Genomic DNA, 14,634 nt, shown 5'->3' with positions numbered 1-14,634 from the left:
ATGTGCCATTACACGTCACGGCAATTAAAGCGTTTCAAGACAATTATATTTGGTGTTTGCATAATGGCAAACATTGCTATGTAGTTGATCCCGGTGACGCCGAGCCTGTCATTGATTATTGCCAAGCCAATCAGCTTGTCTTAAGCGGTATTTTAGTAACTCATCATCATTGGGATCATACCAATGGCATAGCAGAATTAGTCAATACCTATGGTGAAATAGCCATTTATGGTCCACACAACCCAGATATTGCCTCAGTCAATAAACGTCTGGGAGCCGGCGATTCCGTGAATTTAGAGGAATTGGCCCTTAATTTTAAGATTTTAGAAGTACCCGGCCACACCCTCGATCATATCGCATATTTTGGTGACGGCATGTTGTTTTGTGGCGACACTTTATTTTCAGCTGGCTGTGGACGTTTATTTGAAGGCACTCCGGCGCAAATGCACCAATCATTAAACCAATTAGCCGCTTTACCTGAAGACACTGAAGTATACTGTACTCACGAATATACCTTGGCCAATATTAATTTTGCATTGGCAGTTGAACCAATGAATAAAGCGCTAATCCAATACCACCAATGGGCAAAACAGCAACGTGCAGCCGGTCTTGCAACCTTGCCCAGTTCCATCGCAAACGAGGGGGCTCTAAATCCTTTTTTACGCTGTCAGTCTGATGATATTCGCGAAGCACTTGCACAACATTGGCAGACCGTGTTTGATTCAAATGAAAGCGCCTTTGCGGCATTAAGACGCTGGAAAGATCAATTTTAATCAGTAAAATAAAACCCAATCTTACTTGGTGTTGGACACAATCAACGCCAAGTGTAATGTAGCCTCAGAAGGAAAGCCTCTGTGCGAGTAAACTTTTTAAGCACCCTGGTGCTGAGTACGATGTTGTCGGCGTGTCAAATGCCGCCGAGCGACACGAGCGATACACAACAATTAGAGCAAGAACATCAAATCGCAGAACAAATAGTCGTGTCCTGTGAGCAATCGGGCGAGCAAGCAGCAAAATTATTTGATTGTGATTCAGCAGTTTCAGGCACTATCCCTGTTACACATCCTGATGAAGAGGTCACACTTGAAGTTTTGGTCATGGAAGATGAACAAACTAATGAGTCAGAGCAGGCCAGAGTGCTTGATTTGTGGCAGCGCATTCGCACCCAATTTTCTTTCGAAATTATTGATGATCCTCGAGTTGACGAACAACGTGATTGGTATTTACGCCATCCGGCCTATATGGAACGAGTGGCAAAACGTGCTAAGCCTTTTTTGCACCTGATTGTTGAACAAATTGAAGAGCAAAATATGCCTCTTGAATTAGTGCTTTTGCCTATTGTAGAAAGTGCCTTTGACCCCTTTGCCTATTCTCATGGTCGAGCCGCGGGTATGTGGCAGTTTATTCCTTCTACTGGTAAACGTTTTGGTATGAAGCAAACATGGTGGTACGACGGACGTCGCGATGTTATGGCTTCAACAAAAGGGGCCATAGCCTACTTAACTTACTTAAATAAAATGTTTGATGGTAACTGGTTACATGCGTTAGCTGCTTACAATAGTGGCGAAGGCCGAGTGATGGGCGCGATTAGAAAGAATAAAAAACTCAATAAGTCGACTGACTTTTGGTCTCTAGACTTGCCGCGTGAAACCCGTGCATATGTGCCTAAATTGTTAGCCTTAGCAGATATTTTGAACAACAGTGAAAAATACAATTTTAACTGGCCTGAAATTGAAAACTACGCCCTGACTGAATCAGTCTCAGTTGGCTCACAAATTGATTTGGCCTTAGCTGCTGAAATGGCGGGTTTAACCGTTAAAGAATTACATGCCTTAAACCCCGGTTATAATCGTTGGGCAACCGATCCTGACGGCCCCTTTGAGTTACTCTTACCGGTGGATAAAGTCAGCCAGTTTCAAGATGCTTTGGCCCAAACCGAAAGTAAAGAGCGATTAAATTGGGTACGTCACAAAGTAAAAAGTGGCGACAGTTTGTTAAAGTTAGCGGATAAATATCACACCACAGTTGATATTATTAGTCAGGTCAATGAATTGAGAAGTAATATGATCCGCCAAGGAGATTATTTAGTTATCCCAGTCGCACTTAAATCTCTTGATTCTTATAGTTTATCGCAAGATCAGCGTTTAGCAGCAACCCAAGCTAAAAACCGCAAAGGCTCGTTTAAACTCAGCCACAAAGTGAAGAGCGGTGACACCATGTGGGACTTGAGCCGTGAGTATAAAGTTAACTTACGCAGTTTGGCTAAGTGGAACGGTATGGCACCCACTGACCCGCTTATGCCTGGTAAAGACCTCGTTATATGGGTAGAAAAAGTCAGTCCTAATCAAACGAAAAATGCGATTATGCGCAGCTTGACCTATACCGTGCGCAGTGGTGATTCTTTGGCACGCATTGCAGACAAATTTAAAGTCACTATCACTGACATACAGCAGTGGAACCAGATCAACATTAAAAACTATTTACAACCTGGCCAACGTTTGAAAATTTTTGTTGATGTTACTCGCACCTAGGCGCGAGGCTGATGTTTAAATTTAGCTATACACGCTTAAAACAAAGTCACGAGGGGCCATGGATTGCCCTTGACTTAGTCATGCTAGGTTTACTGTTGATTAATTTGTTGTGGATAGTATTCGACTCACTTTTTGCAACCCAATTTATCCAACAAACCTTACAATCCATCTACCCCCCATTTGTTGAGATATACTTACCCGTACACCAAAACTTTATCCTTATAGATTTGGTGTTTGTTGCAGTTTTTTTAAGTGAATTTTGTTTGCGTTGGTTCGTTGCCGTTAAGCGTAAAGAATATATGCGCTGGTACTTTTTCCCGTTTATTCATTGCTACGATTTAATTGGTTGTATTCCCTTGGGTGGACTGCGGATTTTTCGCTTTTTACGACTTTTCTCCATTCTTTATCGCCTGCAAAAACACCAAATCATTGATATGCGTGAATCCGCACCTTATCGTTTTATCGCCTTTTATTACGAAGTTTTAGTGGAAGAATTGAGTGATCGGATTGTCATAAAAGTAATCAACGATGCGCAAAAAGACATTTCAGCAGGTTCGCCCTTGTTGGAGGATATTAGTCGAAATGTGATTGCCACTCGTTTACCTATTTTGTCGCAGTGGATAGCCTCAGTCATGGTGCATGTGGGTGAATCGATTCAGAATAATGAACAAGGCCAAAGTCTGCGCAATCATGTGCAAAGCAGTGTAGGTAAAGCGGTGCGCAACAACTCACAAGTATCTACTTTACGCTTAGTGCCTGTGTTAGGCGGCAGTATTGAAAAAACCCTCGAACGCGCTGTAACCGATATTGTCACTCAATCTATCGTTAATTTATTAACGGATTTGACCGCAGATAAAATTGACGATTTTGTCTCACATGGGTTAGGCCGCTTTAGTGTCGAAGATAACCAACTAGATCAAGAAATGTTGATGGTTGTCAACGAGTGTTTAGACCTCGTCAAAAAACATGTTGGCCACCAGCGTTGGAAGTCAGCATTTGAGACCTCCCCTACTTCAGCAGAGTAACAGCCATGCAATTTTTAGAATTAAAAGTCCCACCCCTTGCCGTCATTATAATCGCACTCGCCCTCGTCTATGTTTTAGCAAAATTGCCGTTACCCCATTATCACTTTGCTTGGACAGATGGTGTGTCGGGCCTTTTTTTACTAGCAGGCGCTGTAATCGCTTTTTTAGGGGTGTGGCAATTTCGTCAAGCACACACTACTACCAATCCTTTAAATCCTGGCAAAGCCAGTAATTTAGTGACATCTGGGATTTACCGATTTACCCGTAACCCCATGTACTTGGGTATGGTGTTAGTGCTTTTTGGCGGTATTATTGAGTTCGGTAGCATACTGGGATGCGGGATAGCCCCCTTGTTTGTGTGGTATATGACACGTTTTCAGATTGTGCCAGAAGAAAAAATTATCGAAGGCTTATTTGGCCAAGACTACCATGACTATAAACAACAAGTCAGACGCTGGATATAAGCAACAAAACGCGTTATAAAAAATGTTGACCTCATTGTTGAAGAATTAGTCCAATTTGGCGATTTCTGATGGAAAGAAAACAACGCTGTATTTTTGTGTGAAATGGCCAACAGCTCTCTAAGCTGAGTCTCTACAAAACGTGAGGAAGATCAAATATCCTTCTCCAGATAATACCAGTTATGAATCACCTGTTATGCCACTACAATTTCGGATTTCAACGAATCTGACCCCGCAGGTCCACAATTTCGGATTTCAACGAATCTGACCCCGCAGGTCCAATCTGACCCCGCAGGTCCGAAAGTGCTACCCAAAGCAAAAATGCAGTGGGTAAGTTAAGTGAACCTTGGCCGGGTTTTGCTAACAGGTGGGGTGTGGGTATGAAGATTATGCGGAAATAGCAAAATGTATGGGGATTACTGTTGAGTGAAAAATAAATGCAAATAGAAATATATCAAATAGACGCTTTTGCAGAACAAGTTTTTAAGGGCAATCCCGCCGCAGTATGCCCTTTAAATGCTTGGATAGCTGACGAATTATTGCAAAATATTGCTCAGTCAAATAATTTGTCTGAGACGGCTTTTTTTGTGCCTTATCACGACAAGTTTCAATTGCGCTGGTTCACCCCGTCACATGAAGTGGACTTATGTGGCCACGCGACTTTGGCTGCGGCTCATGTGTTGTTCACGCATTTAGACTATCAAAAATCTGTAATATGTTTCACGACTAAAAGTGGTGATTTGTTGGTAACAAAAAGAGTTGAAGGTCTAGAAATGGACTTTCCAGCATCAATGCCAAAGCCCGTTATTGCTCCTGATAATCTTTTGTTAGGTCTAGATATCAAACCCAAAGCAGTACTCGCAGCCTTTGACTATATCATTGAGCTTGAAGATGAACTAGCAGTGGCGGCACTGTCGCCTGATTTAGCCTTATGGAAAACCCTTGAACTTAGAGGTGTGGTGGTCACGGCACCAGGGCGAAATGTTGATTTTGTTAGCCGCTGCTTTTTTCCAAAACTCAATGTTGATGAAGATCCAGTAACAGGCTCTGCCCATTGTGAACTCGCTCCCTATTGGGCACAAATATTGGGTAAAAACAGCTTAACGGCCAAACAATTATCCGCACGAACAGGGCTAATTGGATGTCAAATACAGGGTGACCGAGTGTTATTAACGGGCAGTGCCGTGGACTATATGCGCGGAAAAATTAGCTTCTAAATATCTTTTAATGCAAGAATAGTCGCTTTGCCAAGTCTGAAGCTGATGCAAAAGTAACTATGGAACAAGGCAAAGCTGTAAGTGGAGAATAAAATGAAGTATGCAGTAATTGGTAGTGGCGCCATTGGTGGTTATTACGGTGGTTTGTTAGCTCGCAATGGAACGGATGTGCATTTTTTGCTCCACAGTGATTATCAATATGTTAAGGAGCAGGGATTACAGATAGACTCTATCAACGGTAATTTCAAGGTTTCTGTGAACGCCTATGCCAAGCCTGAAGATATGCCACTATGTGATGTCGCCATTGTCGCTTTAAAAACCACTAATAATCATTTACTTGAAGCATTGTTGCCGCAGGTCGTCAAACAAGATGGCATTGTTGTGGTCATGCAAAATGGCTTTGGTGTTGAGCAGGTAGCTGCTGACATTTTACCTAAGGCGACCATTATTGGTGGCTTGTGTTTTATTGGTAGCACTAAAATAGGCCCCGGTTATATTAAACATAGCGATTTTGGCATGGTGAATCTGGGGCATTACATGCCAGACGGATCTGCGGGTGGAATAACGCCTGAGCTTAAGCTGATTACCGAGGATTTCCTGGTTTGTGGTATTGACGCAAAACCCGTTGAGAATTTGAGTTTTTTACGCTGGCAAAAGTTGGTGTGGAATGTGCCTTTTAACGGACTATCAGTTGTGCTCAATAGCAATACGGCTGAACTTCTAAAGCAGCATGACTCCCGCGAATTAATTAAATCTATCATGCTCGAGGTGATTGCCGCTGCTAACGCCTGTGGACAGTCGCTTAGCGCGTCAATAGCGGAATCAATGCTAGTGAATACCGAAACTAACATGCAGGACTACGCGCCCAGTATGAAAGTTGACTATGAACACAATCGCCCCTTAGAAATTGATGCGATATATCAGTCGATGATTGATCGTGCTGCACTATCGGGTGTAGACATGAAGTTGGCTAGAATGCTTGCTCAGCAGTTGCGATATTTGACCCATGATGATGGTCATTAATAGGACCTGCGGGGTCAGGGCCGTTGAAATAATCCAATATGTCCGCTTGCGGTCGATTGCTAACCTTTACGTAGACTAACAGCCCAGGACCTGCGGGGTCAGGGCCGTTGAAATAATCCAATATGTCCGCTTGCGGTCGATGGCTAACCTTTACGTAGACTAACAGCCCACGTTTCGATTGTCTGTTTCACGCCTCATGAGCCAGTCGGCTAAGCCCTATCAGTACTCAGAATGACTCTAAGGAGACAATTTAAGCACTTCTAATTTACTGGCTCTAACAGTTAACAGTTAACATAACTAAAAGTCATCTTTTTAAAGTAAGAAATCTTGCTTGTCAGCGCCCTTAACCTCTGCGCCACGTAGTACCATTTGGACCATCTTCTAACACAATGCTAAGGGCGTTAAGACCATCTCGGGCTTTATCCGCCGCCGCCCAATCTTTGCTGGCTCGTGCATCATTACGGGCTTTGATCAAGGCTTCAATCTGGGTCACGTCGTCATCGCTTGCGCTAGTGCTAAAACTGCCTTGTAAAAAGTCTTGTGGGGCTTGGCTTAAAATGCCGAGTATGTCACCTAATTTAAATAATACTCCTGCGAGGTCTGCCGCTTTAGTTTGGGCTTCACTGCCTTGTTGTGCTTTGGTTTTATTCAGATCCCGCGCTACTTCAAACAATACAGCGATGGCTTCTGGCACGTTAAAGTCGTCATCCATGGCCTGATTAAAGCGCGCTAAATACCCGCCGACTTCGACGTCAACAGCGGTGCTGGGTGCAACATCACGCAAAGCCGTATATAAACGCTCTAAACCAGACCTTGCTTGTTTAATGTTGTCTTCTGAGTAGCTTAATTGACTTCGATAGTGAGCTGACATCAAGAAATAACGCAGTGTTTCGGCATCATATTGATTTAACACATCACGCAAGGTAAAAAAGTTACCCAATGACTTCGACATCTTTATTTGGTCAACCTGCACCATGCCCGTATGCATCCAGTAGTTTACATAAGGGGTATCAAAGGCGCAGCATGACTGGGCGACTTCGTTTTCATGGTGAGGAAAAATCAAATCCGAGCCACCACCGTGAATATCAAAGTGTTTGCCTAAGTGTTTGTAGTTCATGGCCGAACATTCTATGTGCCAACCAGGGCGCCCTTCGCCCCAAGGAGACGCCCAAGCAGGCTCACCAGGTTTGGCCATTTTCCATAACACAAAATCCATCGGGTCACGCTTTTCGTTGTCGACATCAACTCGTGAACCCGCATTAAGCTGAGTCAAATCTTGTTTACTGAGTTTGCCGTAATCGCTGTATGAATTAACTTCAAATAATACATCACCCGACGTTGACTGGTAGGCATTACCTTTATCGATTAGTTTTTGAATCACGTCCACTATTTCAGGAATATGGGTGGTCACTCTGGGTTCAATGTCTGGCTCAAGTAAATTAATTGCAGCAAAATCTTCATGCATCATGGCGATGGTGCGGTCAGTTAATTGAGACATGGTTTCATTGTTTTGCTGGGCGCGCTGAATAATTTTGTCGTCAACGTCAGTAATATTGCGCACATAATTCACTTCATAACCACGAAAACGCAAATACCTGACCATTAAATCAAAACTCAAATAAGTTCGCGCATGGCCCATGTGGCTTAAGTCGTAAACGGTAATCCCGCACACATATATACCCACTTTGCCCGCTTGCAATGGCTTAAATTGCTCTTTTTGTCGAGTTAGGGTGTTGTAAATATGCAGCATTAAATTATCCTATTTAGGCTTTTGAATGATAAAAAAAGCGATTCTAGCATTGTGAATCACACCTCGCATTAATCAATCGATGCTTAGCGCTTAAAAACTTTGATTGTTTAGTGTTAGAATATGGCCTTTATTGACATGTTGACGTTACAGGACAACTTAATGGTTAAACTACATACAAACTACGGGGTGATTACCCTTACGCTTTTTGCCGATAAAGCACCACTTACTGTGGCTAACTTTTTGGAATATGTGAAAGAAGGATTCTACGACAACACGATTTTCCACCGGGTTATCGATGGTTTTATGATCCAAGGTGGTGGTTTTACACCGGGCATGCAACAAAAGACCACTAAAGACACTATCAAAAATGAAGCAAACAATGGTTTAGTCAATAGTGAAGGTACTGTTGCCATGGCGCGTACCAACGAGCCTCACTCTGCAACGGCACAGTTTTTTATTAACATAAAAGACAACAGTTTCTTAAATTTCCGCAGTGAAACTTCTGATGGCTGGGGATACTGTGTATTTGCTGAAGTATCTGAAGGTATGGATGTTGTGAAAAAAATCAGGGCCGTAGCAACAGGCAACTCAGGCCATCACCAAGATGTGCCAGTTGAAGATGTTGTAATTCAAAAAGCTGAGATTATCGACTAATTTTTGCTAGTTGCTCTTAGGAGCAGCGGTGTAAAGACCGCTGCTCTGATATTTTTTAAATCAAAGCAAGTATATTAAACACCCCATGTCTGCATTCACCTATTTCATTTCCGATTTGCATCTGTGTGCTGAACGCCCAGATATCAGCCAATGTTTGTTTACGTTTTTACAAGAACAAGCAGTGCATGCTGAGGCCCTCTATGTATTAGGTGATTTATTCGAAGCCTGGATTGGTGATGATGACTTAAGTGAGTTTAACCTTAGTATTGCAGATGCGTTCAAAACCCTCGCAGACAGTGGCGTAAAGATTTATTTTATTCATGGTAATCGTGATTTTTTAGTGCGCAATCAGTTTGCTCAGCGAGCGGGGTTTACCTTACTGCCAGAACAAATAGTGGTGGATTTATATGGTACACCTACCCTACTAATGCATGGTGACGAGTTATGCACCCGTGATGTGGTGTATCAAAAGTTTCGCCGCAAAGCCCGCGGTTGGTGGTGGCCAAGACTTGTTTTAGCCCTGCCCCTAAGTACGCGACGTAGAATTGCTGCAAGCGGACGTAAAACCAGCAAAAAGAATCATGCAAAATTAACCATGGATATCATGGATGTTACCCCCGAAGATGTAATTAAAGCTATGGAAGCACATAAGGTAACTCGGCTTATTCATGGCCATACCCATCGCCCCGCTATTCATCCATTAAACATAAACGGCCAAGCAGCTGAGCGCATTGTACTGGGTGATTGGTACGATCAAGGTAGTATACTCAAAGTCAGTACAGAAAAACGTGAACTGATTAATTACAAGTTTCATCCCCTAGCTTAATAGATTTTACTGCGCCTCCTATTTTGTAAAACCATGTAAAAGCTAAAAAAGGTACGGCCAATAACGGTCCATACTCTCCCACGGCCTAATCAACTTGCCACAAAAAAGACATAATATTGACGCGTAATTGTAATCAATCTGTCAGTTAAGCTTCACATTCTTCCCCTACTCTACTTTGCGTCAACTAGGACTCAGCTACTCCTTCACATAACTCGCAATAGGATATAAATGATGAATAAGACTTGGAAAGCAGCTTATGGTGTACTGGCTTTTGCCGTGTCCACTGCCCTAAGCGCAGAGGTCGTGCCAGCGAAGCAAAGCGCTAGCGATTGGTATACCGATGCACAAACCAAACTCACTGAAAAACTTAACACTAACAACGCGTTCAAAGCCAAAAATGTTATTTTGTTTGTGGGTGATGGCATGGGCGTATCGACCCTAACAGCATCTCGGATATTAAAAGGACAACAAGCTGGCAATACCGGTGAAGAAGGCTATTTAAGTTTTGAGTCTTTCGACCACACGGCCTTAGTAAAAACCTATAACGTAGATTCACAAACACCCGACTCTGCAGGCACAATGACGGCGATGATGTCAGGTTTAAAAACTGATGTTGGTGTCATTGGTGTAAACGAAAATGTGGTGCGTGGCGATTGCAGTACGGCCTTAGGTAATGAAGTCACTACAGCTTTAGAATTGGCTGAAATCAAAGGTTTATCAACCGGTATTATATCAACCGCTCGAATCACCCATGCTACGCCAGCGGCAACTTACGCTAAATCAGCTGACCGTAACTGGGAAGATGATGGCGATATGCCAGTTGAACAACTAACTAGCGGTTGTAAAGATATTGCTGATCAATTAGTTAACTTTGAATCTAACCTTGAAGCACGTTTTAAAGGCGTAGATGTGGATGGTTTAGACGTCGTTATGGGCGGCGGCCGCCGCAGCTTTTTACCTAAAGATGTTGCCTACAATAGCGCAGACGCAGTCAGTGCCGTCGAAGGTGATCGTACCGATGGTCGCGACTTAACTGCTGAGTGGCAAGCCAAATATACTAATGGTGTGTATGTTATGGACCAAGCGGGTTTTGACACCGTTGACCCCGCCACGACTAAACACTTATTTGGTCTATTCAACGAATCTCACATGCAGTATGAAGCAGATCGTGCAAACGATATTGCTGGTGAACCTTCAATTGCGCAAATGACCGAAAAAGCCATTGATATTCTCGACAACAACGAGCAAGGCTTCTTTTTAATGGTTGAAGCTGGCCGTATTGACCACGGACATCATGCTGGCAGTGCTTACAATGCTCTAACCGATACCATTGCATTGTCTGATGCGGTTGAAAAAGCCGTTGCCATGACTAACCCAGAAGACACCTTGATTTTAGTAACGGCTGACCACGGTCATGTATTTACTATTGCAGGCTATCCGAAACGCGGTAACCCAATATTAGGTAAAGTTGTTACCGTGGGTTCTGAGCAACCCGCTTTAGCTTCTGACGGCACGCCTTATACCACTGTTGGTTACAACAATGGCATTGGTTTTCTGGATCTTGGCACCGCGACAGACGCCGATTTAAGTTACAACGAAGACATAGCTTCAGGCCGCGCTGACCTGAGCAATATTGATACAAGCGCTAGCGGCTTCCATCAAGAAGCATTAGTCCCCCTTAGCAGCGAAACCCATTCAGGTGAAGACATTTCATTGCATGCACAGGGGCCAGGCTCGCAGTTAGTGCAAGGTGTGGTTGAACAAAGTGTTGTGTTTCATCTAATCGAACAAGCACTCGACTTAATTCAAGAATAGGCAGGAAAGACTCATGAAAAATCTAAAACTAACGCTAGTAGCCATGGCAGTAATGGGCCTTTCAGCTTGTATGGATGATGGCGATAATGGCACCAACGGAAGCAACGGCAGTAATGGAACAAACGGAAGCAATGGTTTAACGAGTGTAGTACTGCAAACTAACTTGGCCGTTGGCAATATCAATTGCCCTAACAGTGGTGTGCAAATCAATTCAGGCTTAGATACAGATGCAAACGGCACCTTAGAAAGCAGTGAAATAAGCGCGACTGAATATGTTTGTGCACCTGGCGTCACTCAGGTTAACTCCAGTGAACTGTTGAACAGTCTAAATAACGATTGGTTTGTTGATGGCCAGCAAGAAATTGCCCAGGCGCGTCAAACTTGGTTAAACGCAACCAATCCACAAGGAGCAACCAGCCAAAGTAACAGCGCTACAGAATTGTCTGCCAAGACAATTAACAGCTTACGGGGTAGTGCTAAAAATGTCATTTTATTTATTGGCGATGGTATGGGTATATCTACCATTACTGCGGCTCGCATACTGGAAGGTCAATTGAACGGTGAGTTGGGCGAAGAGAATAATTTGTCTTTTGATACCATGCCGTTTGCAGGTTTGTCTAAAACCTATAACGTTGACTCACAAACACCTGATTCAGCTGGCACCATGAGCGCAATGATGAGCGGTGTTAAGACAGACATTGGCGTTATCGGTGTAAGTGAAGACGTTGAACGCGGCGATTGCAGCACCGTATCGGGCAATGAAATGATAACTGCGCTTGAATTAGCCGAAATTGCCGGTAAATCAACAGGCATTATTTCAACTGCACGTATTACTCATGCTACACCAGCAGCTACATATGCTAAATCAGCTGACCGCAACTGGGAAGATGATGGCGATATGCCAGCGGCAGCACTTACTGCAGGTTGTACCGATATTGCAGATCAATTAATTAACTTTGAAGGCAATCTTGAAGCTCGAGTCGGCGGTATCAACGTCGATGGTATCGAGGTAGTGATGGGTGGCGGTCGTCGCAGCTTCTTGCCTAAAGACGCTGCCTATAATAGTACAGACGCAGTGAGCGCCGTTGAAGGTGACCGCACCGATGGTCGTGATTTAACCGCCGAATGGAAAGCCAAATATACCAATGGTGTATATGTGATGGACCAGACTGGTTTTGATGCTGTTGACCCAGCAAACACCAGCAAATTATTTGGTTTGTTTAACGAATCTCATATGCAGTACGAGGCCGATCGTGGCAACGATGTTGCTGGTGAGCCATCAATTGCTCAGATGACTGAAAAAGCCATTGACATCCTAGACAACAACAAAGAGGGTTTTTTCCTCATGGTTGAAGCTGGTCGTATTGACCATGGTCACCATGCAGGCAGCGCATATAACGCGCTAACGGATACCATAGCCCTGTCTGATGCGGTTAAAAAAGCCGTTAAAATGACTGATATGAGTGATACCTTAATTATCGTAACTGCCGACCACGGCCATGTATTTACTATTGCCGGTTACCCTAAACGTGGTAACCCAATTTTGGGTAAAGTGGTATCAGTTGGTTCTGAAGAGCCAGCCTTGGCAGCCGATGGTATGCCTTACACCACATTGGCTTATACCAATGGCAATGGTTTTAGAAACTTAGGTGATGAAACCGATGCAGATGAAGGCTATGCGCTAGCCATTGCTGCTGGACGCCAAGATATTGCTGGAATTGACACTACAACGTCAGGCTATCACCAAGAAGCATTAATACCACTTTCGTCTGAAACCCATTCAGGTGAAGACGTTGGCATATATGCTTCAGGCCCAGCTGCCTTATTAGTTAACGGTACAAACGAACAAAGCACTATTTTTCATGTGATGGAGTTTGCTGCTGATTTAACCACTAAGGCCAATGCTAAGCAGTCTATAGAATAAACATAAACCGCCGACTAGGGTGCAGTAATACTGCGCCCTTTTTTGTTTTAGTATTGATTTTTTAGTTACCCTCAATGTGACGACAACCCTTGGAGAAAAACATGCAGCAATTATTCATTTTATGGTTATTGATGATGGTAAGCAGTGTGGTTAAGGCTGAATGCAACATCAATCATTCTCAATTGCGAGCAGAATACCAACTACAAACATTTAAAAATGGCCAGGCAATACAAACTAGCCCTTTAGTGTTATGGCGTAACGGCAATACTGTTGCTCATCAATTTCCTAACACTGAAATAACCGAGTCGTGGTTTTTACTCAACAACAAGCAAATAAAACCAACACGTTTTTTTGATCATTATCAACGGGCTATCGAATATCAACCTGGCGAAAAAGTGCATGGCAAAACTGAAAAAGATTGGGATTACCGATATCAACTCATCTCTGCTAGTCTACTGCCTCAACTCACACTGAGCGCTGAATCAGGCTCTGGCTGTCAAAAAGAACAGACCTACAGCAAAAGCACAGAAAATACTACGATCGTATTAAAATGGCTGCCAGAGTTACAGTTGGTGAGCTCTTTTAGCTCAACCCGTGGTGATGTCCAAGAAACGTGGCAACTTACCAGCCAACAATATGACCAGCCTGCAATAGAACTTTTTTTCACGCAATTAAGCCAATACCAGAGCACAGACTATGCTGATATCGGCGACGATCACACCGACCCATTTTTAGCCAAAATGATTAACTTAGGCTTCGTCGAACACGGCGCATCGGGTTTTTACAATACCGATGGACAGCCTATTGAGGGCGGCCATCACTAATGTGCAGCCACCCAAAGTTGGGTGGCTGCGTTTGCAGGCTGAATTGCTTAATCATGATTAATATGGCTGTCCTATTAATACCAGAGCACAAACTATGTAGATATCGGCGACAATCATACCGCCCCATTTTTAGCCTAAATAATTAACTTGGGCTTTGTCGAACAGCTAAAAACTAAACAGGACATCCATGTTTACGAATTGCAATTCAAGTATCCACTTCTGCTATTTTGAGAATGTCGTTATTGTGGGTGTCCTGATAATTCCTATGGGCAACCAAGCTTCGCCTCACTAAGCCCTTTAAAAAGTCACGGTTGCCGTCGCACATCGCTTAGCTCGATTAGTCTGGATATTGCTCACGCGCCAAGAGCGCTATTGCGCAGAGTCATCACAGGTCAGTGCTTAATATGCAACCCTTTACGTTATCCTGGTTTTGCTCAATTCCGAACAAGACAAAAACTAAACAGGACATCCATGTTTACGAATTGCAATTCAAGTATCCACTTCTGCTATTTTGAGAATGTCGTTATTGTGGGTGTCCTGATAATTCCTATAAATTCTCTACCAATATTTAAGACTTTAACTTT

12 protein-coding genes are annotated in these 14,634 nt (G+C 43.4%); 11 read left to right on the top strand and 1 reads right to left on the bottom strand.

Translation table 11 applies throughout. The features are described 5' to 3' along the window. The first annotated feature begins 2 nt into the window (after positions 1 to 2). From gloB to ABKW31_RS04090, 6 genes are all read left to right on the top strand, one after another. A complete protein-coding gene (gloB, locus tag ABKW31_RS04115) occupies positions 3 to 773 on the top strand; it encodes a hydroxyacylglutathione hydrolase (RefSeq protein WP_348614933.1) in 771 nt (256 codons plus the stop codon). 81 nt (positions 774 to 854) lie between these two features. Further along, positions 855 to 2,531, top strand: coding sequence for a LysM peptidoglycan-binding domain-containing protein (locus ABKW31_RS04110; protein WP_348614931.1), 1,677 nt, complete (start codon positions 855 to 857; stop codon positions 2,529 to 2,531). 11 nt (positions 2,532 to 2,542) lie between these two features. Further along, positions 2,543 to 3,556, top strand: a complete 1,014-nt coding sequence (locus ABKW31_RS04105; protein ID WP_348614929.1) for an ion transporter — start codon at positions 2,543 to 2,545, stop codon at positions 3,554 to 3,556. A gap of 5 nt (positions 3,557 to 3,561) precedes the next feature. After that, positions 3,562 to 4,020, top strand: a complete 459-nt coding sequence (locus ABKW31_RS04100) for an isoprenylcysteine carboxylmethyltransferase family protein (protein WP_348614928.1) — start codon at positions 3,562 to 3,564, stop codon at positions 4,018 to 4,020. A 434-nt stretch (positions 4,021 to 4,454) separates the two neighbouring features. Continuing rightward, the gene (locus ABKW31_RS04095) at positions 4,455 to 5,234 is read left to right on the top strand and encodes a PhzF family phenazine biosynthesis protein (protein WP_348614927.1); all 780 of its coding nucleotides are present in this window, start codon (positions 4,455 to 4,457) and stop codon (positions 5,232 to 5,234) included. A gap of 93 nt (positions 5,235 to 5,327) precedes the next feature. Further along, entirely contained in the window at positions 5,328 to 6,257 is a 930-nt protein-coding gene (locus tag ABKW31_RS04090; protein WP_348614926.1) for a putative 2-dehydropantoate 2-reductase, read from the top strand. A 343-nt stretch (positions 6,258 to 6,600) separates the two neighbouring features. On the opposite strand, the gene cysS is transcribed toward ABKW31_RS04090, so the two are convergent. Continuing rightward, a complete protein-coding gene (cysS, locus tag ABKW31_RS04085; protein ID WP_348614925.1) occupies positions 6,601 to 8,007 on the bottom strand; it encodes a cysteine--tRNA ligase in 1,407 nt (468 codons plus the stop codon). Positions 8,008 to 8,166: 159 nt separating this feature from the next. Between cysS and ABKW31_RS04080 the strand changes: the two genes are divergently transcribed. The 5 genes from ABKW31_RS04080 (at position 8,167) to ABKW31_RS04060 (ending at position 14,050) form a co-directional block, all read left to right on the top strand. Beyond that, on the top strand, positions 8,167 to 8,661 hold the full coding sequence (locus tag ABKW31_RS04080) for a peptidylprolyl isomerase (RefSeq protein ID WP_348614924.1): 495 nt from the start codon (positions 8,167 to 8,169) through the stop codon (positions 8,659 to 8,661). An 85-nt stretch (positions 8,662 to 8,746) separates the two neighbouring features. Beyond that, on the top strand, positions 8,747 to 9,487 hold the full coding sequence (gene lpxH / locus ABKW31_RS04075; protein ID WP_348614923.1) for a UDP-2,3-diacylglucosamine diphosphatase: 741 nt from the start codon (positions 8,747 to 8,749) through the stop codon (positions 9,485 to 9,487). Positions 9,488 to 9,718: 231 nt separating this feature from the next. Beyond that, entirely contained in the window at positions 9,719 to 11,302 is a 1,584-nt protein-coding gene (locus ABKW31_RS04070; protein ID WP_348615196.1) for an alkaline phosphatase, read from the top strand. Positions 11,303 to 11,315: 13 nt separating this feature from the next. Then, positions 11,316 to 13,226, top strand: a complete 1,911-nt coding sequence (locus ABKW31_RS04065; protein WP_348614922.1) for an alkaline phosphatase — start codon at positions 11,316 to 11,318, stop codon at positions 13,224 to 13,226. 101 nt (positions 13,227 to 13,327) lie between these two features. Continuing rightward, positions 13,328 to 14,050: a hypothetical protein gene (locus tag ABKW31_RS04060; protein ID WP_348614921.1), complete on the top strand. Its 723-nt coding sequence runs from the start codon at positions 13,328 to 13,330 to the stop codon at positions 14,048 to 14,050. The last annotated feature ends 584 nt before the right edge of the window (positions 14,051 to 14,634 follow it).

This window comes from Paraglaciecola sp. 25GB23A (assembly GCF_040012495.1).
Lineage (GTDB): Bacteria > Pseudomonadota > Gammaproteobacteria > Enterobacterales > Alteromonadaceae > Paraglaciecola.
The sequence above is the reverse complement of the archived record's forward strand: the minus strand, read 5'-3'. Positions and strand labels throughout refer to the sequence as shown.

Coding starts and splice junctions, on each gene's coding strand:
- ABKW31_RS04105 (WP_348614929.1), top strand. CDS start 2,543: ATGTTTAAATTTAGCTATACACGCTTAAAACAAAGTCACGAGGGGCCA.
- ABKW31_RS04100 (WP_348614928.1), top strand. CDS start 3,562: ATGCAATTTTTAGAATTAAAAGTCCCACCCCTTGCCGTCATTATAATC.
- ABKW31_RS04095 (WP_348614927.1), top strand. CDS start 4,455: ATGCAAATAGAAATATATCAAATAGACGCTTTTGCAGAACAAGTTTTT.
- ABKW31_RS04090 (WP_348614926.1), top strand. CDS start 5,328: ATGAAGTATGCAGTAATTGGTAGTGGCGCCATTGGTGGTTATTACGGT.
- cysS (WP_348614925.1), bottom strand. CDS start 8,007: ATGCTGCATATTTACAACACCCTAACTCGACAAAAAGAGCAATTTAAG.
- ABKW31_RS04080 (WP_348614924.1), top strand. CDS start 8,167: ATGGTTAAACTACATACAAACTACGGGGTGATTACCCTTACGCTTTTT.
- lpxH (WP_348614923.1), top strand. CDS start 8,747: ATGTCTGCATTCACCTATTTCATTTCCGATTTGCATCTGTGTGCTGAA.
- ABKW31_RS04070 (WP_348615196.1), top strand. CDS start 9,719: ATGAATAAGACTTGGAAAGCAGCTTATGGTGTACTGGCTTTTGCCGTG.
- ABKW31_RS04065 (WP_348614922.1), top strand. CDS start 11,316: ATGAAAAATCTAAAACTAACGCTAGTAGCCATGGCAGTAATGGGCCTT.
- ABKW31_RS04060 (WP_348614921.1), top strand. CDS start 13,328: ATGCAGCAATTATTCATTTTATGGTTATTGATGATGGTAAGCAGTGTG.